Source organism: Pseudomonas sp. LBUM1662, assembly GCF_059695915.1.
The window spans coordinates 217,178-242,965 of sequence record NZ_CP166793.1; the positions used below are offsets into that span (position 1 = coordinate 217,178).

The window sequence follows — 25,788 nt, forward strand, 5'->3', positions numbered from 1 at the left end:
ACTGATACGCCCTATTCGCGAGCAAGCCCGCTCCCACATTGATGCGTTTAGCGGATAGCTTTTTAACCAAGGACTTTTATGTCGCGTCGTATCTCCCCCGTCATACCCGGCTTCGGGCTGACGCTGGGCTACACCTTGGTGTACCTCAGCCTGATTGTGCTCATTCCACTGGCGGCGATGTTTGTGCATGCCGCTCAACTCACCTGGGATCAGTTCTGGGCGATTATCTCGGCGCCACGGGTGTTGGCGGCGTTGAAGCTGAGCTTCGGCACCGCGCTCTATGCCGCGATCATCAATGGCATCATCGGCACGCTGCTGGCCTGGGTGCTGGTGCGCTATTCCTTCCCGGGGCGAAAGATCATCGACGCGATGATCGACCTTCCGTTCGCTTTGCCCACTGCCGTGGCGGGTATCGCGCTGACCGCGCTGTACACCCCTACCGGTCTGGTCGGTCAGTTTGCAGCGGACCTGGGTTTCAAGATTGCGTATACCCCCCTCGGCATCACGCTTGCCCTCACTTTTGTGACGCTGCCATTCGTGGTACGTACCGTACAGCCCGTGTTGGCCGATATTCCGCGTGAAGTGGAGGAGGCAGCGGCTTGCCTGGGTGCAAAACCGTTACAGGTTTTCCGCCATATCCTGGTGCCCGCGCTGCTGCCAGCGTGGCTGACCGGATTTGCTTTGGCCTTTGCCCGCGGGGTCGGCGAGTACGGTTCGGTGATTTTCATCGCCGGCAACATGCCGATGAAAACCGAGATCCTGCCCCTGCTGATCATGGTCAAGCTCGACCAGTACGATTACACCGGCGCTACCTCCATTGGTGTACTGATGCTGGTGGTTTCCTTTGTCCTGTTGCTGCTGATCAACTTGCTGCAACGTCGAATCGAAACCCCTTAAAGGAGGCGCGAATAATGTCCCAATCGTCTATTGCAGCAGCCTCCTCGAACGCCTCCCGCCGTGGCAGTGCCACGTCGCGGCGAATCCTGATCGGTCTGTGCTGGCTGGTCTTCATCCTGTTTTTAGTATTGCCGCTGTTTATCGTGGTGTCCCAAGGCTTGAAAAACGGCTTGGGCGCATTCTTCACCGCGATCTTCGAACCGGACGCCCTGTCCGCGTTGAAACTCACGGTGATCGCCGTGCTGATTTCGGTGCCGCTGAACGTGGTGTTCGGCGTCAGCGCGGCGTGGTGTGTGAGCAAATACTCGTTCCGTGGCAAAAGCATGCTGGTCACGCTGATCGACTTGCCGTTCTCGGTCTCGCCGGTGATCGCCGGTCTGGTCTACGTGCTGATGTTCGGCGCCCAAGGCCTGTTCGGACCGTGGTTGCAGGATCACGACATCCAGATCGTCTTTGCCTTGCCGGGCATTGTGCTGGCGACGATCTTCGTCACTGTGCCGTTCGTGGCGCGTGAGCTGATCCCGCTGATGCAGGAACAAGGCACCCAGGAAGAAGAGGCCGCGCGCTTGCTCGGGGCCAATGGCTGGCAGATGTTCTGGCACGTCACCGTCCCCAATATCAAATGGGGCCTGATCTACGGCGTGGTGCTGTGTACCGCGCGGGCGATGGGTGAATTCGGTGCGGTGTCGGTGGTTTCCGGGCACATTCGCGGGGTGACCAACACCTTGCCGCTGCACGTCGAGATCCTCTACAACGAATACAACCACGTGGCCGCGTTCGCTGTGGCGAGCCTGTTGCTGATCATGGCGCTCTTCATCCTGCTGCTTAAGCAGTGGAGCGAAAACCGTATTAACCGCCTGCGCGCCAGCGCCGCGGAGGAATAATTCATGTCGATCGAAGTGCGTAACGTCAGCAAGAATTTTAATGCGTTCAAGGCGCTGAACAACATCAGCCTGGACATTCAAAGCGGCGAGCTCGTGGCCCTGCTCGGCCCGTCGGGTTGCGGTAAAACCACGCTGTTGCGGATCATCGCCGGCCTGGAAACCCCGGATCAGGGCAACATCGTGTTCCACGGTGAAGACGTTTCCGGCCATGACGTGCGTGATCGCAACGTCGGCTTCGTGTTCCAGCACTACGCGCTGTTCCGCCACATGACGGTGTTCGACAACGTCGCGTTTGGCCTGCGCATGAAACCGAAAAACCAGCGCCCGAGCGAAAGCCAGATTGCGGTGAAGGTTCATGAACTGCTGAACATGGTGCAACTGGATTGGCTGTCGGATCGCTACCCGGAGCAACTTTCCGGTGGTCAGCGTCAGCGCATCGCGTTGGCCCGTGCCCTGGCGGTTGAGCCGAAAGTCCTGCTGCTCGACGAACCGTTCGGTGCCCTCGATGCCAAGGTCCGTAAAGAATTACGTCGCTGGTTGGCGCGGCTGCACGAAGACATCAACCTGACCTCGGTGTTCGTGACCCACGACCAGGAAGAGGCCATGGAAGTCGCCGACCGTATCGTGGTGATGAACAAAGGCGTGATCGAGCAGATCGGCTCACCGGGTGACGTTTACGAAAATCCGGCCAGCGATTTCGTTTATCACTTCCTCGGCGATTCGAACCGTCTGCATCTGGGTGAAGACAACCACGTGCTGTTCCGGCCGCACGAAGTGTCGCTGTCGCGGCATGAGCTGGAAGATCACCATGCGGCGGAAGTGCGGGATATCCGTCCGTTGGGCGCGACGACTCGGGTGACGTTGAAGGTCGAAGGCCAGAGTGAGTTGATCGAAGCTGAAGTGGTGAAGGATCACGACAGCCTGATCGGCCTGGCGAAGGGTGAGACGTTGTTCTTCAAACCCAAGGTCTGGCAGAAACTCGCTAGCCTCTAAGATCAAAAACTTCGCGGGCAAGCCTCACTCCTACACGGAATCTATGGCGTACATAGATTCCGTGTAGGAGCGAGGCTTGCCCGCGAAAGCGATCTACGCAGCAGCACGCTTCGGATTGACCCGCACACCCCCCACCCGCGCCTCGATCTGCTCTTTCAAATCCCGCCGCATCCCCAGCAAAAACGCCAGCTCAACCACCACAAACAACGGCCCGACAATCAACCCCGTCACATCATCGACAAACGCCGGTTTACGCCCTTCATAGTGATGGCCGACAAACTGAATCGCCCAGCCCACCACGAACATCCCGATCCCGCTCGCCAGCCACACCAGCGTACTTTGCTGCGCAAGCACCTGACCCGCCCAGACGCACAGCCCCAGCAACACCGTCATCAACACCCCGAGCCGCACCTCCAGGCGCAGGTAAAACCACGCCGAGGCCAATGCCACCAGCGCCGCCGGCGAAACCCAGCCTCCAACCCATTGCGGCCGCGACAGCAACACTGCCACGGCCACCACAATCAGCGGAATCCCGATAAAGTGGCTGGCAATGTTGCGCGGGTCACGGTGGTAAGCGGCGTATTGACTGAGATGCTCAACGAGGCTTTTCATTGTTATTCCTCCTGTAGGGTGATTGATCATGCCTCGGGTTCACGTTTCGCTCTGTCAGGCAGGCGACAATCTCCAGGAGTTTTCATGGACATGCAGGTTTGGCGTTCGCGCCTGGAGTCGGGGCAGTGGTTCAGTCATTTACCTGTTCCCTTACAGGATAGTCTGCTGGCTGCGGCCCGAGTGCGACGGTTGTCTTCGGGGCAACTGCTGTTCAAGCGCGGTGATCCGCCGTGCGGGTTGTATGCGGTGCTCGAAGGCTCGGTGCGTATCGGCGCGGTCAGCGAGCAGGGCAAGGAAGCGTTGCTGAGCCTCGTGGAGTCGCCCCATTGGTTCGGCGAAATCTGCCTGTTCGACGGCCAGCCACGCACCCATGATGCCTTCGGGGTGGGCCAGTGCACGCTGTTGCACATCCCGCAGGCGGCGCTGCTGGCGTTGCTCGACGAACAACCGGTGTACTGGCGGCAAGTGGCGCTGCTGATGAGCCAAAAACTGCGCCTGACCTTCATCAGCCTCGAACAGCTGAGCCTGATGCCCGCGCCGACACGCTTGGCGCATCGTCTGCTGATGATCGCCGAGGGTTACGGCGAATTCGATCCACCGCGCCGGGTGCTGCAACTGCCCCAGGAACAATTGGCGTCGATGCTGTCGCTGTCGCGCCAGACGACCAACCAGATCCTCAAGGATCTGCAGGGACAGGGAATTTTGAACTTGAAGTACGGCGAGATCGAGATTGTCGATGCCGAGCGGTTGCGGGCGTTGGCGACAATCTGACGCCTTGAACACATTCCCTGTGTGCGGGCTTGCTCGCGAAAGCGGTGGATCAGGCGGCATCTATGTCGACTGACCCGGCCTCTTCGCGAGCAAGCCCGCTCCCACAATGGAATAGGGTGAAAAGAGATATTGTGGTGGGCAACCGCTGCGAACGCGCCTAGCCTGTGATGACGACAATCGAGGTGTGCCATGCGTGTGCTGTTAGTAGAAGACGAACCGGAGATCGCCAAACACTTGGCCAACGGCCTGAACGAGGCGAGTTATGCGGTCGACGTGGCGCTCAACGGCATGGACGGCCGGCGCTTCATCGAGACCGGCGAATACGAGCTGATCATCCTCGACGTGATGCTGCCGGGGCTTAACGGCTGGCAGTTGCAGCAGCAGATCCGCAAGCTCGGTGATACGCCGGTATTGTTCCTCACCACCAAGGATGGTATCGAAGATCGCCTGCGTGGATTGGAGCTGCATGAGGATGATTACTTGCTCAAGCCGTTTGCCGTGAGCGAGCTGGTGGCGCGGGTGCGCAAGTTGTTGCGGCGGGATCGGGGGCGGTAGTGGGTTCCGTGGTGTCTGAACAATCCCTTTCGCGGGCGAGCCTCGCTCCTACAGTTCAGCGTAGTACTCACGATTGACGAAATTCCTGTAGGAGCGAGGCTTGCCCGCGAAGAGGCCGGAACAGGCAATACATCTTCCGGATCTATCACCGCAACCCATCCCGAAACTGCCCCGGCGTCATCCCGGTCCAGCGTTTGAACGCGCGGCTGAAGCTGCTCGTATCAGCGAACCCCAACAGATAACTGATCTCACTCAACGAGCATTGCGGATCACGCAAGTGCAGCAGCGCCAGGTTTTCCCGACTTTCGTTGAGCAACGTATCGAACCGACAGCCTTCATCCGCCAGATGCCGTTGCAGGCTGCGCAAGCTCAGGTGCAGGGCCTTGGCGATGTGTTCGGCGCTGGGCTCGCCTTCGGGCAATTGTTCTTCAATGGCGTCGCGGACCTTGCGTTCCCAGGTCAGCGGTTTGAGTTGCGCCAGGGTGCGCTTGAGGACCGCTTCGTTGTGTTCGGCCAGTTCCGGGTTGGCGTCGTCCAGGTGACTGTCGAAGTCCACGAGGGCGAACTCCAGTCGGTCTTCGTCGGCAGCAAAGTACACCGGCGAACGAAAAACCTTGTGCCATTGATGCGGGTCGGCCGGTTCCGGGCGGCGCAGGTACACCGCCATCGGCGCATATTCGCGGCCCAGGCGATTGCGGCAGGTGCGCACGTAAATCGCGGCAAACGCGTCGATGGCTTCTAGCGCCGGCGCGGGATTGCCTTCGGGAATTTTCAGGCGAAAGCGGTAGCGATCTTCGGTGCGGGTCAGCTCCAGTTCCAGCGCATCGCTGACCACCTGGTGATAACGCACGATGCGCTCGAACACTTCGCGCAGACTGCCACTGGCCACCAGCGCGTAACCAAGCGCATGGAACGTAGTCGGGCTGACAAAACGCGACACCCGCAGGCCAATCGCCGGGTCGCCGCTGACCTGCACGGCGATTTCCCACAGGCGCGTGGTGCCGGACAACGGGTAACGGGCGTTCGGGTCGTCCATCAATTGCGGGTCGAGCCCCGCCTGTTGGCACAGGGCGGTGCTGTCGAGGCCAAGCGCATCGAGTTGCTTGCGCAGGGCGCGGGTCCAGCTGGCGAGGGAGGTCGGTTCAGTCATGCTGATTGGCGCTTCCGGTCAACAGGTTGGCGTTCACGGCTACCGCGATGTGAGGGTTCACAAGGCAGGATGCAAACATCAATAACCAGAGGATGGAAGCATGGACGGTACTTCTGCAAGTCCCCAGCGACTGAATGCAGCCCAACGATCAGCCCATATTCGCGAAGTGGTGCTGGCCAGAGGCGTCGAGCTGCGCAAACGCTACCCGATTCTCAACCATCAGGACGCCTTGGGCGCGGGCATTCTGGCCTTCGCGCTGGCCGGAATGATCGGGTCAGCGGCGCTCTACCTGACCGGGCACATGGCCTGGTGGGTGTGCCTGCTGCTCAATGCGTTCTTCGCCTCGCTGACCCACGAGCTGGAACACGACCTGATTCACAGCATGTATTTCCGCAAACAACGCGTGCCGCACAACCTGATGATGGGCCTGGTATGGCTGGCGCGGCCGAGTACGATCAATCCGTGGATTCGCCGGCATCTGCACCTCAACCACCACAAGGTGTCCGGTACGGAAGCCGACATGGAAGAACGCGCGATCACCAATGGCGAGCCTTGGGGTTTTGCGCGGTTGCTGATGGTCGGCGACAACGTGATGTCGGCGTTCATTCGCATGCTGCGGGCCAAGACCTGGACACATAAATTCAGCATCATCAAACGCGCGCTGAAGGTCTACGCGCCACTGGCATTGGTGCATTGGGGCGCTTGGTACCTGTTTCTGGGCTTCCATGCGGCCAATGGCATCGCCTATTTGCTGGGCGCACCGATCGAATGGTCGGCGACCACACTGTCAGTGATGCAGGTGATCGACATCGCGGCGGTGGTGATCATCGGCCCGAACGTGTTGCGTACGTTTTGCCTGCACTTTGTCAGCTCCAACATGCATTACTACGGTGACGTGGAACCGGGCAATGTGATCCAGCAAACCCAGGTGCTGAACCCGTGGTGGATGTGGCCGATGCAGGCGTTCTGCTTCAACTTTGGCAGCAGCCACGGGATTCATCATTTTGTGGTCAAGGAACCGTTTTACATCCGCCAGATGACCGTGCCGGTGGCACATAAAGTGATGCGCGAGATGGGCGTGCGGTTCAATGATTTCGGGACGTTTGGGCGGGCGAACCGGTTTGTGCGTGGGGAAGAAGTGCAGCCGGAAGAGGTGCGTATCGTCAGGGCTTGATGGGTGGTTATTGAGGGCCTCTTCGCGAGCAAGCCCGCTCCCACAGTGGATTGGTGTTGAACACAAAATATGTGGGCAACCCCAAACCTTGTGGGAGCGGGCTTGCTCGCGAAGGCGGCAGCTCAGGCTAAATCAATCCGGCTGAAACGGCGACTCACTCAATATCACCCCGGTCTCATCCACATACGTCTGCCAATGCCCGATCAGCGCACTTAGCTTCTCGGGTTGGCTCAACGCCAAATCATGAATCTCCCCCGGATCACTCCCCAGATCATAAAGCTGCCAGGTCGCCGGCCCCACCGGCCCGGGAATGTAAACCGCCTTCCACTGCCCTTGGCGAATCGCCCTGCGTCCAAACAACTCCCATCCCGTCACCGTGTGCTCGTCATGCACCTGCGCCGTCTCGCCCGACAGAAACCCCAGCCACGATTTCCCACGCAACTCGGCCACTTCCTTGCCACGCCATTGCTTGCCCGGATGCCGCACACCGGCGAGGTCGAGGATGGTCGGCGTGATGTCCATCACCGTGCCAAACCCGTGGCTGATCTTTCCCTTCAGCGACAACTGAGGGTAATGCACCAGCGCCGGCACGCGAATCCCGCCTTCGGTGGTGAACGCCTTAAACAGTCGCGACGGTGCGGTGGCGGTCTGGGCCCAGTTCGGCCCGTACCAGACGTAAGAGTTGGCGCGGCCAATGTTGTCGAGGCTGTTGTCGTAGTGCTGATTCAGGTACGTCAGCAACTCCGGGCCAAATTTCGGAAACGCCTCCAGCAACGCGCCTTCGGCCCCGTTATCCGACATGAACAGGATGAAGGTGTTGTCCAGCTGCCCCTGGTTACGCAGGTAGTCGACAACACGACCGATGTTCCAGTCCATGCGCTCGACCATCGCCGCGTAAACCTCCATGGCCCGCGCGGAAATCTGCCGTTGCTCATCGCTCAACGCCTCCCACTGCGCGCTGAGCTGGATCAGCGGATGCGGTTCGACATCGGCATCGATCAGTCCGAGAGATTTGAGTTTTTCCAGACGCTCAAGGCGCAGCACTTCGGGACCGGCGTCATAGCGGCCACGGTATTTCTCGACCACATCGGCCGGTGCCTGCAACGGCCAATGCGGCGCAGAAAACGGTAGATAGGCGAAGAATGGCCGGGTCTGATCACGCTCCTTGAGGTACTGCAGCAGCTTGTCGCCGAAGGCGTCGGAGGAGTAGAAATCCTTCGGCAACTCGTCGATGAATTGGTCGTCCTCGATGTACAGCGCCGGCGTCGATTTCAGCAGGCGGGGCGTCTGTTCGTCATAAGTCGGTTCGAAGCCGTAGTGGTTAGCCGCGCCGGGCAATAGCGAAAACGAACGCTCGAAACCCCGGGCGTGAGGCGCCAGTTCGGCGGTCAGGCCCAAGTGCCATTTGCCGCTCATCAACGTCTGGTAACCGGCCTCGCGCAGCAGCTCTGGCAACGCCACCACCCGGTCGTTCAGATAGCCTTCGTAACCCGGTTTGCCGATCAGGTCCGGGGTCAGCGCTTCGGCCATGGTGCCGATGCCGGCGATATGGTGGTCGGTGCCGGTGAGCAGCATCGAGCGGGTCGGCGAGCAGGTGGGCGCGGTGTGAAAATCGGTCAGGCGCAGGCCATTGTTGGCCAGGGCATCGAGGTTCGGCGTGGCGATTTCGCCTCCAAACGCGCCGATATCGGAAAAGCCCAGGTCATCGGCCAGGATCACCAGAAAGTTGGGACGTTGCGGCATCAAGAATCTCCTGTTCAGCAGGCAATGAAGGACAGCGGCAGATCACTGATCTGCACCGGCACGGTCGGTTGGTAATGGTCATCACTGGTGAGCTCGTGAAGCAGTTCTTCACGCAATTGGTGGAAGTCGAAACTGCTGCGCTGGCGCGGATGGGGCAGGGCGATGTCGACCACTTGTTTGATCCGTCCGGGACGCGGCTCCATCACCACCACGCGGTCGGCGAGGAAAATCGCCTCTTCGACGTCGTGGGTGACCAGAATCGTGGTGATTTTTGCCCGCGCGCGGATCGCCAGCAGCTCGTCCTGCATCTGCTGGCGGGTCAGCGCATCGAGGGCACCGAAGGGCTCGTCCAGCAGCAGAATCCGTGGACTGGCCACCAGGCCTCGGGCAATCGCCACGCGTTGCGCCATGCCGCCGGAGAGTTGATGCGGATAGGCGCGGGTGAAATCCGTCAGGCCGACCAGCTCGATAAAATCGCCGATGCGTTGGTGTTTTTGCTCGGCGCTCAGGGGCTCGTTGACCAGGCCCAGGCCGATGTTTTCTTCGACCGTCAGCCACGGGAACAAGCGGTGTTCCTGAAAGACAATGCCGCGTTCGCCACCGATGCCGGTGACGGCTTTGCCGTCGACGCTGATCTGCCCGCGAAACTGCGTGTCGAGGCCGACCAACAGCCGCAGCAAAGTGGATTTGCCACAGCCGCTGGAGCCGACAATGGCGACAAATTCGCCCTCGGCGATCTCCAGGTTGAATTCGCGAATCGCCTCCAGCTCAAAGCCGTCGACGTCGAAGGATTTGCCCACGTGATTGAAGCTGACAATCGGTGCGTTCATGCGTGTCTCCAGCGGGTGGCGCGGATTTCCAGGCGTTGACCAATGAGGTTGAGCAGGGCGCCGGTCAGGCCGACCAGCAGCATGCCGGCCATGATCAGGTCCATGCGCAGCAGTTGCTGGGCGCCGATCATCTGGCTGCCGATGCCGCCGTTGGACGGCATGAAATATTCGGCGCCGATGGTGCCGAGCCAGGCGTAAATCAGGCTCAGCCGCAGCCCGGCGAAAATCCCCGGCGCGGCGCCCGGCAACACCAGTCGACGCAGGCGCTGCCCGAGGTTCAGGCGCAACACCTGCGCGGCTTCATTGAGTTGCGGCGAGAGGTTGGCGACGCTGCGTTGGGTGGCGATGAACAACGGGAAGAATGCGGCGAGGGCGACGAAGACCCACTTGGCCAGTTCCCCCAGGCCGAACCACGCGGTGAGCAACGGCACCCAGGCAAAAATGGCGATCTGGCGGATCGAGGCGAGGGTTGGGCCGAGGACTCGTTCGCTGGTGCGCGACAGCCCGAGCAACAGGCCCAAGGCAAACCCGAGGCCGCCGCCCAGTAGCAAACCACCGAGGGTGCGCCCCAGGCTCAGGGCCATGCCGCCGATCAAGGTGCCGTCGAGCAAACCCTTCCAGGTGGTATCGAGGACCGCCAACGGGCTGACCAGAATGTTCGCGTCGACCCACTGTTGATCCGACGCCAATTGCCACACCACCAACAGCGTCAACGGCAGCAGCCAAGGTTGCAGGCGTTGCCAGCCTTCGTAACGAGGTCCGCGACGGATTTCCGCCGTGGCCGGGTGCGGCCAGTGCACCAGTTTTTTATCCAGCAGGCCGATGCCGCGATCCATCGCCACGCCAATCAAGCCGATGACCACGATGCAGACAAACACGATATCGAGCATGAACAACTGTCGGGCCCAGACCATCAGGTAGCCGATGCCTTCACTGGAGGCGAGCAGTTCGACCGCCAGCAACGAGGTCCAACCGGCGGCCAACGCGAGACGCACGCCGGCCATGAACGCCGGCAGCGCGGCGGGCAGCACCAGACGCCGGATCAACAGGCGTGGTGGCAAGCGCAACACCGCGGCGGCTTCTCGCAATTTGGGTTGCGCATCACGCACGCCGACCAGCGTGTGCAGCGTCACCGGCACCACGATGGCTTTGATCAGCACCACCAGTTTCAACACTTCGCCGATGCCGAAAAACACCATGAACAGCGGAATCCAAGCCAATGTCGGAACTTGTGCCAGCCCGGCGAATGTCGGGAACACCAGCCTTTCAAGGCGCCGACTGAAACCCAGTGCCGCACCGAAAACAGCCCCGGCGCTGATCCCGGCGAGCAAGCCCCAGAACAAGCGTTGCAGGCTGATCCACAAGTGGCTCCACAATTCGCCTTGGGACAGTTCCACGGCGCTGCTCCAGACCAGCGATGGCGCCGGCAGGATCTGCTGGCTCATCCAGTGGTTGCGGCTGGCGAGCCACCACAATGCGAACAAACTGATCGGCAATAACCACGGCAACAGTCGCTGGCTCAGGCTCGGCCACAGGCGCCGGCCTTTAAGCGGCGGTGCGGCCAGTGGCAGGGAAAGCAGGGAAACACGGGCCATGAGTGACCTCCTGTCTTGACCTGTAGGAGCGAGGCTTGCCCGCGAAGGCGATTTCATGGCCAACATCTACGTTGGATTTTGATGGCCTCTTCGCGGGCAAGCCTCGCTCCTACCGGTTGTGAGGTGTATGCAAAATCGATCTATAAAAATTCAAATCAATGCTATTGAGAGATAAGCCAAGCCATTTAAGGCCTCCACGCCACACGCATCCAATGCATTCGAAGAATATTTTCGATGCTGGTTATGCATACCCGGCCGCGCCCCGCGTCGTGGTTGGCTTAGGTCCAAAAGATCTAAAAATGTGAATTTATAGTATTTAAGTGCTGGTCCGGATTAGGCCTACTTTCAGCTCCTCAACGCCCGTCGCCCTCAAGGAGCTGTACCCATGAACATCCCTTTCAAACGTGTCATCAGCCTGTTTGCTGCACCGGCTCTGGCGGGCTTGCTGGCCTTTACCGTCAACGCCGCCGAACTCAAGGAAATCCGCATCGCCGTGCCCGACCTCAGCGCCGGCACCCAGCACAGCGGCGGCGGTGTAGTGGACGTGTTGCGCGACCAGCAGATCTTCGAAAAGGCTTTCGCCGAGCAAGGCATCAAGATCCAGTGGAGTTTCTTCAAGGGCGCAGGGCCGGTGATCAATGAAGCCTTTGCCAACGGACAAGTCGACCTGGCCTACCTCGGTGATCTGGCAGCAATCATCGGCAAATCGAACGGCCTCGACACCCGACTGCTCAGCGCGAGTGCGCGTGGCGTGAAACAGTATCTGGGCGTGGTGCCAGGCTCGGGGATCAAGACGCTGCAAGACCTCAAAGGCAAGCGCGTGGCGATCTTCCGCGGTACGGCGACGCAGTTGTCCTTCGATGCGGCGTTGGCCAGCCAGGGTTTGAGCGAGAAGGACGTGAAGGTCATCAACCTCGATTTCAGTGGTGCCGTCGCGGCGCTGGCGGCGAAGCAGATCGACGCGTCCTGGGGCAGTTCCGGGTTGGCAGCGTTGCAAGCAAAAGGATTGGCGGAGTTGCCGCTGAACACCAAGGACCTCGGTGGTGCGGGCAGTGTTCAGGCGGTGTTGGTGGGGACCGGGAAGTTTGTCGACGAGAACCCCGAGGTGGTCGCCAAACTGCTCAAGGCGCAACAGCAGGCGGTGCAGTGGCTGACTCAGGACAGCAACAAGGACGCGTACATTCAGTTGGTGTCGGGGCTGGCAAATTACCCGGCGGTGATTCTGACGCAGGATCTGAAGGACCAGAAACTGAGCGAGGTTTTCCCTTCGACGCTTGATCCGGTGTTCCTGGGCAAGTTGCAGGATGCGGTGGATCTGGCTTCGCAGCAGAAGCTGATTCGCAAGCCGTTCAAGGTGAGTGATTGGGTGGCGCCTGAACTGGCGGCTGCGAAGCTCTGAAAACTCGGGAGTCTATGCGGGCCCCTTCGCGGGCAAGCCTCGCTCCTACAGAGATCGCGTATGACCTGTAGGAGCGAGGCTTGCCCGCGAAGAGGCCCTAAACCGCGACGCTAATCTGTTGTTTATCCACCGCCACCAACGTCTCAATCATCGCCCGCGCCGCAGGCGACAACCGAAACCCGGTGCGACTGACAATCCCGCACCGCGCATTCATGCTCTCGATGTTCTGCGGCAGATTGCGCCAATGCAGCAACACCAGCGAACCTTTGGCCACGTCCTCGACAAACGCCTCTTCAGTCCCCACGCCAATCGCATTCGATTGCAGCACGATCTTCACCAGCGCCGGGAAATGTTCGGTCTCGATGGTCGAGGCAAAATCCATCCGCCCACTGAGGTTCGCCAGCAATTTACGGATGCCCGGTGGGATCAGCGTGGTCGCCAGCGGGTAGTCAAACATGTCGTTGGTCGACAGGCTTTCCTTGGCCAGCAACGGGTGCCCTGGCCGGCAGAAAAACACCCCGCGCTTGGGTGTCAGCGCCTGGGTCTGGAAGTTCGGGTCGGCCTCGAAATGGCGAATGTCGGCGATGAAGAATTCGATCTCCTCACGGCTCAGTGCGCGGCTGAGTTTTTCCCAGTTATCCACCTGGAAACAGGTGCGCACTTTCGGGTGCGCGTTGATGAATTGCGCCACCGCATCCGGCACCAGTTTCACCGCCGGGGCCGGGCCGCAACCGAAGCGAAGTTCGCCGGCGTCGAGCTTGGTCATCTGCGTCACTTCAGCGTTGAGCAGCGCCGCGCCCTGCACCAGGGTCAGGGCATGTTGCAGCACCACCTGGCCTTCGGGCGTGGGGCGCAAATCCTTGTTGCCGCGGTCCACCAGCACACAGCCGAACTCTTGCTCCAGCCCTTGAATACTGCGGCTGAACGCCGGTTGAGTGATGCCCATGGCGTCGGCCGCACGGACAAAACTGCGGTGTTCGTTGAGGGCGATGAAGTAGCGCAGCTGACGAAGATCCATATGCTTTTCCGGCATCCTAAAAATAGCTCGAAGGCATTTGCGACGAGGGTTGCTTGAGGTTTTAAATGCAAGCTCTTATTCCGTCAACGAAGCATGTGAATATCTATTAGATCTAAAGTGAATATAGATAGAGCGTTGTTTCGCTGCCGCTCAACCGTCAGCAGTCCGATCGAGGGTCTACCCATGAGCAATGCCGCTTTCGCTGTAAAACCCGCTGTTCACGCGCTTGAAATCCACCCGGTGGCCGGTCGGATCGGCGCCGAGATCCGTGGCGTGCACCTCTCCGGTGAGCTGGACGCCAGCACCATCGAAGCCATTCAGCAGGCGCTGGTGCAATACAAAGTGATCTTCTTCCGCGAGCAGACCCAGCTCGACGATCAGCGCCAGGAGGCCTTCGCTCACTTGCTCGGCGAACCGGTGGCGCACCCGACGGTGCCGGTGCGTGACGGCACCCGTTACCTGCTGGAACTGGACGGCGCTGAAGGCCAACGCGCCAACTCCTGGCACACCGACGTGACCTTCGTCGACGCCTACCCGAAGGCCTCGATTCTGCGCTCCGTTGTGGCGCCAGCCTTTGGTGGGGATACGGTCTGGGCCAACACCGCGACTGCGTACAACGAGCTGGCGCCGGAGCTGCGCGAGCTGGCGGACAAACTGGTGGCGGTACACAGCAACGAATATGACTATGCCGGCGCCAAACCGGACGTGTCGGCGGAGAAGCTTGAGCGCTACCGCAAGATCTTCACCTCGACCGTTTACGAAACCGAGCATCCGGTGGTACGTGTGCACCCGATCAGCGGCGAGAAGAGCTTGTTGCTGGGGCATTTCGTCAAGCGCATCAAGGGCTATTCCCAGGCGGATTCAGCGCACTTGTTCGGCTTGCTGCAAAGCCATGTCACGCGCCTGGAAAACACCGTGCGCTGGCGCTGGCAGGCTGGGGATGTGGCGATCTGGGACAACCGTTCGACCCAGCATTATGCGGTGGATGATTATGGGGTTCAGGACCGGGTTGTGCGGCGGGTGACGTTGAAGGGCGAAGTGCCGGTTGGGGTGGCAGGGCAGCGGAGTCAGACCATCAAGGGGGTGTGAAACACGGACCCTGTGGGAGCGGGCTTGCTCGCGAAAGCGGTCTATCAGTCAATATGTGTATCGACTGACACGCCCTCTTCGCGAGCAAGCCCGCTCCCACATTTGTTTGGGTTACCAAACCCCGATTTGAACTGGCTTCTCGGTCTCCGGCTCGCCATACCGAAACCGCTGGCCACGTAAATCAATCTCTTGATGGCTAATGGTCGTCCTGCGTTTCAACCCGCGAACCCACTCAAACAAATACTCCGCATGTTCCTCTCGCACCTGCGCATACACCGGATCAGCCCCCAAATCGCGCAACTCCTGCGGATCATTCAGCAGATCAAACAGCTGCGGTCGAAAACCGTCATACGCCAGGTATTTCCAGCGCTCGCTGCGGACCATGGTCATGCGGCAACGGTCGATCGGTTGTGCCAGCCGCTCCCGCGCCGGGGCCTGGAATGCGTAGTCGTATTCGCTGATCGCGTAGCGGCGCCAGTTGGTTTCAACACCGTGCAGCAGTGGAATCAGCGAGCGTCCTTCAAGCCGATGCTCAGCGCCGGGCAGCCCAAGCGCTTCAAGAAACGACGGCAACGCATCGATGGTTTCCACCAGTCGATCATCCACCGAACCCCGCGTGATATTCGCGTCCACACGAGGATCGCGAACGATCAGCGGAACGCCCACCGCCGGCTCCAGCAAAAACTCTTTCTCGCCCAAATAGTGGTCGCCGAGAAAGTCGCCGTGATCGCTGGTGAACACAATCAACGTGTCGTCCCAGCGCCCACTGCTTTCAAGAAAATCGAACAACCGCCCAAGCTGATCGTCGACTTGTTTGATGAGCCCCATGTAGGTCGGGATCACGTTCAAGCGCACCTCGTCCCGGGAAAAATTCAGGCTCTCCTCATGCTGACGAAACGCGTTGTACACCGGGTGATCGCTTTCCTCGCCAGGCGCCGGGCGGATGGGCTCAACCACCTGTGAAGCGCCGTACAGCGCGTGATACGGCGCCGGGGCGATGTAGGGCCAGTGGGGTTTGATGTACGACAGGTGCAGGCTCCACGGTTGTTCGCCTTGCCCGGCAATGAAGTCGATGGCGCGGTCTGTGGTGCAGGCGGTTTCTGAATGCTGTTCGGGAATTCGGGCGGGCAAATGAGCGTTGCGCATGTGCCAGCCGCTGAGGATTTCGCCCTGTTCACCTTCGGCAGCGTTGGCCCAGTCGTGCCATGGATTGCGGCCTTCGAAACCGAGGTCGCGCAGGTAATGGGTGTAGGGCGCGGACTCGCTTTTGTCGTCGAACAGCGGGTCATCGGGGAAGATCCCGTCATGGCGAAAGTACGCTTCGAAGCCGACTTCGTTGAGTGCCTTGGCCTGTTCGCTGAGCGGGTCGATGGCCAGCCGTTGCAAGGCATCCAGGTTGGGCGTGGCGTGGGTCTTGCCGACCAGCGCGGTGCGGATGCCGTGAGGCCGAAGGTAATCGCCGAGGGTCAGCTCTTCCAACGGTAATGGCACGGCGTTCCATGCCACCTGGTGACTGCTGACATAGCGCCCGGTGTAGGCCGACATCCGCGACGGCCCGCAGATCGTGCCTTGGGTGTAGGCGCGGCTGAAGCGCACACCGGCAGCGGCCAGGCGATCAATGTTTGGCGTGTGCAGATGGGGGTGGCCGTAGCAGGACAGGTAATCGCGGCGCAGCTGATCGCACATGATGTACAGCACGTTGCGCACGGGTTTTGGGGTGTTGGGCATGGGGTTCACCGGTTAGGAAACAGGTGAGGGTTTTCGCTGGTGGAGTGGGGGTGGCGCAAGTGCATTTGGGGAATGGTTTTTATGCAGGGGGTGCATTGGCGTCAGGGCCTCTTCGCGGGCAAGCCTCGCTCCTACAGGTCTGTGTCGTTCCCAATATTCGTATCGACACGAACCTGTAGGAGCGAGGCTTGCCCGCGAAGAGGCCCTGTCAGACAGCCAGATTCTCCAGCGAACACACTTCCTCATCCTGCGCATCCACCTCCTTGATCTGCGCAATCATCGCCTCAGCCAGCGGCGATAACCGATACCCCGCGCGGCTGACAATCCCATAACGGGTGTACATCTCCTCCAGATCATCCGCCAGCCCGTCGATCTTCAAACACACCAACTCTCCCTTGGCGTTATGCAACGCATCTGAATAGGCGCCAACAATCCCGATTGCATCCGAACGCATCACCACGCTCAGCAAGCTGTAGCTGTTTTCACACTCCACATTCGGCGTGAAATCCGGCCGGCCGCTCAGGTCGACGATGACTTTGCGCAGGTTCGGCGGGCGGATGGTCACCGCCATCGGGTAGCTCATCAATTCCTGCGCACTGACGCTGTCGCGACCGGCCAATGGATGGCCCGCACGGCAGCAGAAATGCCATTTGCGCGGACGCAAGCGCTGGGTCAGGTAATCCGGATCCGCTTCGAATTGGCGAGTGTCTGCGACGAAGAATTCGAACTCCTCGCTCAGCAGTCGCTTGCTCAGGCTCTGCCAGTCATCCACCTGAAACTGCACCCGCGCTTTCGGGTAGCGCCCGATGAAGCTGCCGATGGCTCGCGGGATCAATCCCGCCGCCGGTGCCGGCCCGCAGCCGAAGCGCAACTCTCCGGCTTCCAGGCCATTGAACTGGCTGATCTCGTTGGCCATCTGCTGCGCGCCGCTGACCAGCCGCCGCGCATGTTCGAGCAACACCTGGCCTTGTTTGGTCGGCGCCAGGTCCTTGCGTCCGCGATCCACCAACTGGCATCCGACGCTGTGTTCCAGCGCCTGAATGCTGCGGCTGAACGCCGATTGCGACAGGTTCACCGCCATGGCGCCCGCGACAAAGCTGCGCTGTTCGGCGAGGGCGATGAAGTGGCGGAGCTGGCGCAAATCGATATGCATTTTTAACATAAAAAATATCGGGGAAATGCATTGGATATGCATTAGGTCGACTCCTTATAAAGGCAATCTCTTATGCAGTAAATCTTTGTAAAAACATAAATAAATAACTTTAAAGAATATGCAGGGCTGAGAAGTCGCTGTGCGTTTTTTGACCAGGAGCCGCTTAATGAGCCCGTTGAACCTTGCGTCACCCCTATCGCCGAGACGGCTCAAACACCTGCCCCTGGCCATGTTGCTGGCGGGGAGCGCCCAGGCTTACGCGGCTGATACCGCGACCCCCGCAGCGCCTCCCGCAGGCAAAACCACGGCTGACAGTTCGCAGTTGGAAACCGTGACCGTCACCACCCGCCGCCGCGAAGAAAGTTCGCAGGATGTGCCAACGCCGATGAGCGTGGTCAGCGGCCAGGTGCTGGAAACGCAAAAGGTCTATCGCATCCAGGATCTGCAGCAACTGGTGCCCAGCGTCAACGTCGCTTACATGCATGCGCGCCAGTCCAGCGTGTCGATTCGTGGCCTCGGTAACAACCCGGCGAGCGATGGCCTGGAAGGCAGCGTCGGGTTGTACATCGACAACGTTTACCTCGGCCGTCCGGGCATGGCGGTGTTCGACCTGATGGACATCGAACAGCTCGAAGTGCTGCGCGGACCGCAAGGCACGTTGTTCGGCAAAAACACCACCGCCGGGGTGATTAACATCAGCACCCGCGCACCGACTTTCACGCCTGAACGCAGCATCGAAACCTCGGTGGGCGAGGACGGTTACTTCCAGACCAAGGGCACGATTTCCGGCCCGTTGAACGATGAACTCGCCGGACGTTTTTCCGCGTATCGCACCCGCAGCGACGGAGACATCAAGAACGAATTCAACGGCCATGACCTGAACGGCGGATCGCGCGAAGGCTTCCGCGGGCAGTTGCTGTTCAAGCCGAACGAGTCGTTCAGCCTGCGCTGGATCGGCGACTACAACGAAGAGGATTCCAGCGCCGGCACTCGCGTGTTGTACAACACCGGGCCGACCATCAATGGCGTCAACCTCTATCAGGCACGGGCCAACGCGGCCGGTGCGACGCTGGTCAACGGCACGCATCGCAAGGTCAATCTGGACAACGACCAGCACGTCACCGTGCACCAGGGCGGAACGTCGGTCGAAGCGAACTGGACCTTGCCGAGCGACTTCACCCTGACCTCCATCAGTTCCTATCGCTGGTGGAATTTCACCCCGCGCAACGACGATGGTTTGAACGTTCCGGCGACCTTCAACGCAGGCGTTTCGGTGGAGGATAAGCAGTACTCGCAGGAATTCCGCCTGGCGTCGCCCAAGGGTGAATTCTTCGACTACGTGCTCGGCGCGTACTACTTCGGCTCCGACCTGGACAACAAAACCTTCGCTTATTACGGACCGCAAGCGGACATCTGGAATGGCACCCCGCGCGGCGCGCTGGCCAACGTCGACAGCGTCGGCCATGGCCATATCGAAACCAACAGCTTCGCGCTGTTCGCCCAAGGCACCTGGCACCTCAACCCGCGTCTGGATTTCACTGCTGGCGTGCGCGGCACCTACGAAGAGAAAAATGCCTGGGTCACCCGTGATGCGCCGCAGGGTGGTGCGGCGGTGACCGGCGCGGCAGCCACCGCGCGACGCGGCCGTACCGGCGCTTACGATTCCGGCGATCTGAATCAGTACAGCTCAAGCCCTTCCGGCCTGTTGAACCTCAGCTACCACTTCACCGATGACCTGCTCGGTTACGCGACCCTGTCCCACGGCGAGAAGTCGGGCGGCGTAAACCTCGGCGTCGGCTCTGCGCCCGTCGCTGGCGCCGACTCGCTGCTGATCGGCACCGAACGCGCCAACAACGCCGAACTCGGTTTCAAAAGCACGCTGTGGGACCGTCGCCTGCAACTCAACGCCAACGTCTTCTGGACCCAGGTCAACGCGTACCAGACCAACGCCTACGATGACGTCAACCGCGTGCAATACCTCACCAACGCCGGCTCCGTGCGCTCACGCGGCGTGGAGTTCGAGAGCACGGTGATCCCGTTGCGCGGCCTGACATTGAACATCAACGGCTCCTACAACGACGTCAGCTACCTCTCGTACAAAGATGCGCCATGCCCACCCGAAGTCAGCCTCGCGCCAGGAGCCCCGGCGTCTTGCGACCTCAGCGGCCACCAGGTGGTCGGCGCCTCGAAATGGATCGGCAACGCCAACGGCGAATACAAATGGAACCTGAGCAACGGCTTCGAAGAATACGTCACCGCCAGCTACGCCTTCCGTTCCAAAGCGGTGGGCACGGTGGAGGATTCCGACTTCGGCCAGATCCCGAGTTATGCGGTGGTCAACTTATCCACAGGTCTGCGCGGTGACTTCAATCAGGGTCAGTGGGACGTGTCGCTGTGGCTGAAAAACGCCTTCGACAAAACCTATTACACGACGCTGTGGACCGGTGGCAATGGCGGCTACGAAGGTTTGCTGGGCACCCCGAGAACGTTGGGCGTGACCGGTCGTTACGACTTCTAGTGGCGATCCCGAAAAGCATGCTTGCGGCGAATATTTTCAATGCCTGGAAAGCATGCACTTTCTGGCTTTGTCCTGGAGCCCTTATGGGACAAGGCCTGCAGCGGACTGGCGATTTTAAGTATTCGTTTTTGATCTAAACATAACCTTAAAGATTACTTTCAGAGATAAGCGTCTGCGCCAATGATTCATCCACCGACACGTTGTGTGGGGGATGTCAGGCACGGCGTTTCGGGTTTTTCGCAAAGAGACCGCAGGGAGTTAAACAATGGGCAATGTCCAGACCGCCGCCAGTGCGCATCAGGTGCTGTGGCGCCAGGCACCGAGCGGTGAGTTGGTCGACCTCGGCCGGCCGCACCGCGTGCCCTTGGGCCAGTTGCGTTTGCAGCGTGCGCCCAAGGGCATCTTGAGCCGGCGTGAGGCAATCCTGTTGGGTGTGCTGGCGTTGCTGGTGCACGGCGCGGTGATCTATTGGGTCAATCAGCAGCCGACCAAAGTGTTGCCGATCGTGCCACCGGAAATTCCGCCGATGACCATCGAGTTTTCGCGCCCGGCACCGCCCGTGGTCGAGCCGCAACCGGTGCAACCGGTGATCGAACCGCCGCCTCCGGTGCAAGACGAGCTGGCCGTGAAACCGCCGCCACCGAAACCGATTCCCAAACCCAAGCCGGTGGCCAAACCGATACCGAAACCGGCCCCGAAAGCTGTCGAGCAACCGCCCGCGCCGCCACAACCCGCAGCGCCGGTCGCGGCCCCGGCGCCACCTGCGCCACCTGCGCCTGCACCGGTGACTCCGGCGTCGGCCAGCGCTGCATACCTGAAGAACCCGGCGCCGGAATACCCGTCGCTGGCCCAGCGTCGCGGTTGGGAAGGCACGGTGTTGCTGCGGGTACATGTACTCGCCAACGGCAAGCCCGGTGAGATCCAGATTCAGAAAAGCAGCGGTCGCGAAGCGCTGGACGAGGCGGCATTAAATGCCGTGAAACGTTGGAGTTTCGTGCCCGCCAAGCAGGGTGAAGTTGCCCAGGACGGCTGGGTCAGCGTGCCCATCGATTTCAAGATTCATTAAACCGAAACCTTTATTGCGCGAAACGTTTACACGAGGAATTCACCATGACGTTATTGGCATCTCCACTTGAGTCCATCGAAAGCGCGGTGATCTGGCTGCTGGTGGTTTTTTCCGTCGCAACCTGGGGTTTGGCATTGCTCAAGGGTGTGCAGTTTGGTCGCCTCAAGGCACAGGATCGCAAATTTCATCAGCAGTTCTGGGCCGCTTCGAGTCTCGATTCGGCGGCCGAGTTGAGCGAGACCCAACCCGGTGCAGCGGCACGGGTGGCGCAGGCCGGTTATGCGGCGATTCAGGTGGGGGAAGCGCCACAGGCCACCGATTTGAGTCAGGCGATCAATCATCAGGACCGCCTCGAGCGAGCGTTGCGCCAACAGATTGTTCGCGAACGGCGCTCACTGGAAACCGGGCTGGCGGTGGTCGCGAGTATTGGCAGCACCTCGCCGTTCATTGGCTTGTTCGGCACGGTGTGGGGAATCATGGAAGCGTTGAAAGGCATCAGCGCAGCGGGTTCGGCAAGCCTTGAAACCGTCGCCGGGCCGATTGGTGCGGCACTGGTCGCCACGGGCGTGGGGATCGCCGTCGCGGTGCCGGCGGTGCTGGTTTACAACTACTTTTTGCGTCGCTTGAAACTGACCGCGGCGGACCTGGATGACTTCGCCCATGACTTCTACAGCCTGGCGCAGAAGAGTTCGTTCCGCGTGTTGATCCACCCGACGGCACACAAAGTCGCCACCCAGGGCAGCACGCAAAAAGTGAAGGAGGCGTCCTGATATGGCCTTCTCCACGCAAGACAGTGACGAGGTGCTGAGCGAGATCAACGTGACACCGCTGGTGGACGTGATGCTGGTGCTGCTGGTGGTGTTTATCGTCACCGCGCCGCTGCTGACCAACGCGATTCCGATCAACCTGCCCAAGACCGAGGCCGTGGCCCCGGTGGAACAGAAAGACCCGCTGGTGGTGAGCATCGACGGGGCTGGAAAACTGTTTATCAACAAGGACGAAATCCAGCCGGACTTGCTGGAATTCAAGCTTCAGGCGGCCAAGGCCAAGGACCCCGATGTGCGGGTGCAATTGCAGGCCGATGACGGCGTGAATTACGGCGAAGTGGCGCGGGCCATGGCTTCGATCGAGCGGGCGGGGATTACCAAGTTGTCGGTGATTACCGCGCGCTAACAGACTTACGATTTCCGGGGCCGTCTCCTTGGCAGGGTGCGGCCCTTTTTTTATTCAGGCAAACACCAAACCCCTGTGGGAGCGGGTTTGCTCGCGAATGCGGTGTGTCAATCGAAATGGATGTCGACTGACACACCGCATTCGCGAGCAAGCCCGCTCCCACATTAGATCGAGTGCATATTCAATTAAGGTCTTAATAAATAGCTTCTTATTCCTTAACGAATATAACTCTCCTCCCTATACTCGATCAGGAACAGACACGCAGCAGGAGAGTTCCCCCATGCGCAACGAATCAATTCGCTACCTGATTGTGCCGGGCTGGCAAGGATCGCCGGAAGATCATTGGCAAAGCCACTGGCAGAACAGTCTGCCGAACAGCGCGCGCGTGGAGCAGGCCGATTGGCTGACGCCCCGTCGTGAAGACTGGGTGGCGGCGCTCGCCGAAGCGATTGCCGCCGACAGCACGCCGGTGATCTTGATTGCGCACAGTCTGGGCTGCATTACCGTCGCCCATTGGGCCGCCACTGCGCCGCTGCATTTTTTGCGTCAGGTGCGCGGTGCCTTGCTGGTCGCGCCGGCGGACGTCGAGCGCCCGGCCTGCTCGCCGGCGCTGCGTGACTTCGCCCCCATTCCAACCCACCTGCTGCCGTTCCCGAGCCAGGTGGTCAGCTCCGACAACGACAGTGCCGTGAGTGCGCCGCGAGCCCTTGAGCTGGCCCGTAACTGGGGCGCCGAGGCAGGAATTTTGTCGGGTGCCGGACACATCAACGTGAAGTCCGGCCACCAGCGCTGGGAGCAGGGTTTTGCCTATCTCTATCGCCTGCAAAACCGCATGGAACATCACGCCCTGCGACGTGCTTGAACCTTTATTTTTTTAGAACGCCTACCCGTCTCCCGGCGGTTTTGGGCGGGAGTCTGCCATGAGTTTTGAAGCCTTCGGCCAGCCACTGCTGACCTTCCCCGACGCCGAAAAAAGCCCCCTGAGCATTCGCGCCAAGGCGCTGGTGTTTGTCGATCCACGCTCCCGTCAGTTGCGCCAGGAGCTGGAGCAACTGGCGCCGCGCTCGATCTCGGTGTTGATCCGTGGCGAGACTGGCAGCGGTAAAGAACTGCTGGCGCGGCACATCCATCGTGCGAGTGATCGCGGCGGGTTGTTCGTCTCGGTCAATTGCGGCGCCATCAGCCCGACCTATGCCGACGCTGAACTGTTCGGTTACGCCGCCGGCAGCTACAGCGGTGCGGCCAGCAGCCGCGCGGGCTGGTTCGGTTCGGCCAACGGTGGAACGCTCTATCTGGATGAGATCGGCGACTTGCCGCTGCCGATCCAGATCAAATTGCTCGCCGCCCTGGAAAACCACGAAGTCACCCGGGTTGGCGCTCATCAGCCGAGCCCGGTGGACGTGCGCCTGGTGGCGGCCACCAGCATCGACCTGGCCCAAGCGGTGGCGGCCGGGAAATTCCATGAACGGCTTTATCACTACCTCAGCGAAGGCCAGCTCGAACTGCCGGCGTTGCGCGAGCGGGTCGGCGATATCCTTTCGTTGTCCGAATACTTCCTCGGCATCTACAGCCAGCGCCTCGACCTGCCGGTGCCGCTGATCAGCGAAGCCGCGCAGATTGTTCTGGAGCGGCACAGTTGGCCGGGCAACACCCGGGAGCTGGAAAACGTCATTCACTTCGCGCTGCTGGTCAGCACCGGCGACGAGATACTGCCGGAGCATTTGAATCTGCCGGAAGTGCCCGTGTCGTTGGTGCAGATTGAGCAGCAACTCAAGCAAATTATTGGAAGTGGCTCCGCCGTCGAGAAGGAAGCCTTGCAACAACTGCTCAAGCAGACCGGGCTTTTGTAGGTGCGAAGCAGACGACGCGGTCTGTCGAAAAAACGCCCTACCTGTAGGAGCGAAGCTTGCTCGCGAACCCGGATGACGCGGTGGGTCAGAAAGGACGCCTTCGCGGGCAAGCCTCGCTCCTACGGGTAATGTGCAGGCTAGAGCTGTATGAACAAAATGGAATATGAAAGTGAATAAAAGATATTGTTCGGGAATAAAAAATCCCGGTATTGTCCGCATCACGCCAGCGATAGCACTTCACTGGCACACGTACTAATTAGCCGTCGTCGATGACGACCGTGATATTCGATAAGGACACTGCATGAAAAAGGTTCTGTTGTTCACCGCACTGGCGGCTGCCCTGACTGCGGGCCTGGCCCAGGCTGGCGAGAAACTGGTGGTTGCGGCGACCCCGATTCCACACGCTGAGATTCTTGAACTGATCAAGCCAACCCTCGCCAAAGAAGGCGTGGACCTGGAAATCAAAGTCTTCACCGACTACGTTCAGCCGAACGTACAGGTCGACCAGAAGCGTCTGGACGCCAACTATTTCCAGACCCTGCCGTACCTGAAAAGCTTCAACGAAGGCAAAGGCACTAACCTGGTGACCGTGATCGGCGTACACGTCGAACCGTTCGGCGGCTACTCGAAGAAAGTCAAATCCCTGGCTGAGCTGAAAGACGGCGCGACCATTGCCATTCCGAACGAAGGCAGTAACAGCGGCCGTGCCCTGATCCTGCTGCAGAAGGCTGGCCTGATCGAGTTGAAAGACCCGAAAAACGCCTTGGCCACCCCGAAAGACATCGCCAAGAACCCGCACAACTTCAAGTTCAAGGAACTGGAATCGGCCATGCTGCCGCGCGTTCTGGACCAGGTTGACCTGGACATGATCAACACCAACTACGCGCTGGAAGCAGGTCTGAACCCGGCTAAAGACGCGCTGGTCATCGAAGGTGCGGATTCGCCTTACGTGAACTTCCTGGTGGCTCGTCCGGACAACAAGGACAGCGTTGCCATCCAGAAACTGGCCAAAGCCTTGACCAGCCCGGAAGTGAAAGCATTCATCGAGAAGAAGTACAGCGGCGCGGTACTGCCGGCGTTCTGATTCGCGAGGTAAACCCCTTCAAGGTTTCGAGCGCCGACGGCTGATAGAGCGTCGGCGTTTTTTTATGCGTCTAGATCAAAAGATCGCAGCCTCGTTGCACTCGACAGCTCCTACAGGGGAACGCATTCCAATGTAGGAGCTGTCGAGTGCAACGAGGCTGCGATCTTTTGCTTTCAAGGTATCAGGCCACCCTGGCCTTCAACGCCCTGCGCAACGCCATCAACAATTTCACGATTTCCTGCGGATCCAACCGCTGTGGCACTTTCACGTCAGCCATTTTTCTCTTCCTTGTGATAGTTCGGCCGGGGGAGTCTGGCCAAAAGCTGTGCGTCCTTGGAGGGGTTTTTTGAAAAAAAGATCCCTCCTACAGCTGCAAGGAAAATAGTCGTCTTCCTTCGCCCCGGCAAATCCGCAGGATAGTTTTTTGCGTGATATCAATATGCTTTAACGGTATTTAAATTCTTCTTTTTATACCTTTAAAGTCGGTGCTTGCCGGGCGGTTATCC

Annotated in this window: 23 protein-coding genes; 15 read left to right on the forward strand and 8 right to left on the reverse strand. The window is 60.0% G+C overall.

Annotated features, from left to right (window positions below; translation table 11 throughout):
• Nucleotides 1-78 precede the first annotated feature (78 nt).
• From cysT to ACA049_RS00960, 3 genes are read left to right on the forward strand one after another with little or no spacing between them, the layout of a single operon-like run.
• Entirely contained in the window at nucleotides 79-897 is an 819-nt protein-coding gene (gene cysT / locus ACA049_RS00950) for a sulfate ABC transporter permease subunit CysT (RefSeq protein ID WP_497332413.1), read from the forward strand.
• Between the two features lie 14 nt (nucleotides 898-911).
• Nucleotides 912-1,781, forward strand: a complete 870-nt coding sequence (cysW, locus tag ACA049_RS00955) for a sulfate ABC transporter permease subunit CysW (RefSeq protein WP_497332415.1) — start codon at nucleotides 912-914, stop codon at nucleotides 1,779-1,781.
• A gap of 3 nt (nucleotides 1,782-1,784) precedes the next feature.
• Nucleotides 1,785-2,774, forward strand: coding sequence for a sulfate/molybdate ABC transporter ATP-binding protein (locus ACA049_RS00960; RefSeq protein ID WP_497332417.1), 990 nt, complete (start codon nucleotides 1,785-1,787; stop codon nucleotides 2,772-2,774).
• A 93-nt stretch (nucleotides 2,775-2,867) separates the two neighbouring features.
• Here the strand turns inward: ACA049_RS00960 and ACA049_RS00965 are convergent, their stop codons facing one another.
• The gene (locus ACA049_RS00965; RefSeq protein ID WP_497332419.1) at nucleotides 2,868-3,386 is read right to left on the reverse strand and encodes an Mpo1 family 2-hydroxy fatty acid dioxygenase; all 519 of its coding nucleotides are present in this window, start codon (nucleotides 3,384-3,386) and stop codon (nucleotides 2,868-2,870) included.
• 84 nt (nucleotides 3,387-3,470) lie between these two features.
• On the opposite strand from ACA049_RS00965, the gene ACA049_RS00970 reads away from it, so the two are divergent.
• Together ACA049_RS00970 and ACA049_RS00975 are read left to right on the forward strand one after the other, a co-directional pair.
• Complete coding sequence (locus ACA049_RS00970) at nucleotides 3,471-4,157, forward strand: Crp/Fnr family transcriptional regulator (RefSeq protein WP_497332421.1); 687 nt, start codon at nucleotides 3,471-3,473, stop codon at nucleotides 4,155-4,157.
• 189 nt (nucleotides 4,158-4,346) lie between these two features.
• Nucleotides 4,347-4,712 carry a response regulator gene (locus ACA049_RS00975; RefSeq protein WP_497332423.1) on the forward strand — a complete coding sequence of 122 codons (366 nt, stop codon included), beginning with the start codon at nucleotides 4,347-4,349 and terminating at the stop codon, nucleotides 4,710-4,712.
• A 145-nt stretch (nucleotides 4,713-4,857) separates the two neighbouring features.
• Here ACA049_RS00975 and ACA049_RS00980 read toward each other — a convergent pair whose 3' ends face one another.
• Complete coding sequence (locus ACA049_RS00980; RefSeq protein WP_497332425.1) at nucleotides 4,858-5,862, reverse strand: AraC family transcriptional regulator; 1,005 nt, start codon at nucleotides 5,860-5,862, stop codon at nucleotides 4,858-4,860.
• Between the two features lie 100 nt (nucleotides 5,863-5,962).
• On the opposite strand from ACA049_RS00980, the gene ACA049_RS00985 reads away from it, so the two are divergent.
• Entirely contained in the window at nucleotides 5,963-7,036 is a 1,074-nt protein-coding gene (locus tag ACA049_RS00985) for a fatty acid desaturase (protein ID WP_497332427.1), read from the forward strand.
• Nucleotides 7,037-7,168: 132 nt separating this feature from the next.
• On the opposite strand, the gene ACA049_RS00990 is transcribed toward ACA049_RS00985, so the two are convergent.
• Genes ACA049_RS00990 through ACA049_RS01000 form a run of 3 tightly spaced genes read right to left on the reverse strand, consistent with a single transcriptional unit; the run spans nucleotide 7,169 to nucleotide 11,204 of the window.
• Nucleotides 7,169-8,779, reverse strand: coding sequence for an arylsulfatase (locus tag ACA049_RS00990; protein ID WP_497332429.1), 1,611 nt, complete (start codon nucleotides 8,777-8,779; stop codon nucleotides 7,169-7,171).
• A gap of 14 nt (nucleotides 8,780-8,793) precedes the next feature.
• Complete coding sequence (locus tag ACA049_RS00995) at nucleotides 8,794-9,609, reverse strand: ABC transporter ATP-binding protein (protein WP_497332431.1); 816 nt, start codon at nucleotides 9,607-9,609, stop codon at nucleotides 8,794-8,796.
• Entirely contained in the window at nucleotides 9,606-11,204 is a 1,599-nt protein-coding gene (locus ACA049_RS01000) for an ABC transporter permease (protein ID WP_497332433.1), read from the reverse strand. The genes ACA049_RS00995 and ACA049_RS01000 overlap by 4 nt, the downstream gene beginning before the upstream one ends.
• Before the next feature lie 385 nt (nucleotides 11,205-11,589).
• On the opposite strand from ACA049_RS01000, the gene ACA049_RS01005 reads away from it, so the two are divergent.
• On the forward strand, nucleotides 11,590-12,603 hold the full coding sequence (locus ACA049_RS01005; protein ID WP_497332435.1) for an ABC transporter substrate-binding protein: 1,014 nt from the start codon (nucleotides 11,590-11,592) through the stop codon (nucleotides 12,601-12,603).
• Between the two features lie 97 nt (nucleotides 12,604-12,700).
• Here the strand turns inward: ACA049_RS01005 and ACA049_RS01010 are convergent, their stop codons facing one another.
• The gene (locus tag ACA049_RS01010; protein WP_497332437.1) at nucleotides 12,701-13,621 is read right to left on the reverse strand and encodes a LysR family transcriptional regulator; all 921 of its coding nucleotides are present in this window, start codon (nucleotides 13,619-13,621) and stop codon (nucleotides 12,701-12,703) included.
• A 183-nt stretch (nucleotides 13,622-13,804) separates the two neighbouring features.
• Here ACA049_RS01010 and ACA049_RS01015 point away from each other — a divergent pair, with 183 nt between their 5' ends.
• On the forward strand, nucleotides 13,805-14,710 hold the full coding sequence (locus ACA049_RS01015) for a TauD/TfdA dioxygenase family protein (RefSeq protein ID WP_497332439.1): 906 nt from the start codon (nucleotides 13,805-13,807) through the stop codon (nucleotides 14,708-14,710).
• 111 nt (nucleotides 14,711-14,821) lie between these two features.
• On the opposite strand, the gene ACA049_RS01020 is transcribed toward ACA049_RS01015, so the two are convergent.
• A complete protein-coding gene (locus ACA049_RS01020; RefSeq protein WP_497332441.1) occupies nucleotides 14,822-16,438 on the reverse strand; it encodes an alkaline phosphatase family protein in 1,617 nt (538 codons plus the stop codon).
• Between the two features lie 208 nt (nucleotides 16,439-16,646).
• Nucleotides 16,647-17,591, reverse strand: coding sequence for a LysR family transcriptional regulator (locus tag ACA049_RS01025; RefSeq protein WP_497336741.1), 945 nt, complete (start codon nucleotides 17,589-17,591; stop codon nucleotides 16,647-16,649).
• A 166-nt stretch (nucleotides 17,592-17,757) separates the two neighbouring features.
• On the opposite strand from ACA049_RS01025, the gene ACA049_RS01030 reads away from it, so the two are divergent.
• The 7 genes from ACA049_RS01030 (at nucleotide 17,758) to ACA049_RS01060 (ending at nucleotide 25,282) form a co-directional block, all read left to right on the forward strand.
• A complete protein-coding gene (locus ACA049_RS01030; RefSeq protein WP_497332443.1) occupies nucleotides 17,758-20,109 on the forward strand; it encodes a TonB-dependent receptor in 2,352 nt (783 codons plus the stop codon).
• Between the two features lie 265 nt (nucleotides 20,110-20,374).
• Complete coding sequence (locus ACA049_RS01035; RefSeq protein WP_497332445.1) at nucleotides 20,375-21,175, forward strand: energy transducer TonB; 801 nt, start codon at nucleotides 20,375-20,377, stop codon at nucleotides 21,173-21,175.
• A 44-nt stretch (nucleotides 21,176-21,219) separates the two neighbouring features.
• On the forward strand, nucleotides 21,220-21,945 hold the full coding sequence (locus ACA049_RS01040; protein ID WP_497332447.1) for a MotA/TolQ/ExbB proton channel family protein: 726 nt from the start codon (nucleotides 21,220-21,222) through the stop codon (nucleotides 21,943-21,945).
• Nucleotide 21,946: 1 nt separating this feature from the next.
• A complete protein-coding gene (locus ACA049_RS01045; protein WP_124360761.1) occupies nucleotides 21,947-22,348 on the forward strand; it encodes an ExbD/TolR family protein in 402 nt (133 codons plus the stop codon).
• A gap of 280 nt (nucleotides 22,349-22,628) precedes the next feature.
• Entirely contained in the window at nucleotides 22,629-23,210 is a 582-nt protein-coding gene (locus tag ACA049_RS01050; protein ID WP_497332449.1) for an alpha/beta hydrolase, read from the forward strand.
• A gap of 58 nt (nucleotides 23,211-23,268) precedes the next feature.
• A complete protein-coding gene (locus ACA049_RS01055; RefSeq protein WP_497332451.1) occupies nucleotides 23,269-24,198 on the forward strand; it encodes a sigma 54-interacting transcriptional regulator in 930 nt (309 codons plus the stop codon).
• A gap of 301 nt (nucleotides 24,199-24,499) precedes the next feature.
• Nucleotides 24,500-25,282, forward strand: a complete 783-nt coding sequence (locus ACA049_RS01060; RefSeq protein WP_403107651.1) for a MetQ/NlpA family ABC transporter substrate-binding protein — start codon at nucleotides 24,500-24,502, stop codon at nucleotides 25,280-25,282.
• Nucleotides 25,283-25,788 lie beyond the last annotated feature (506 nt).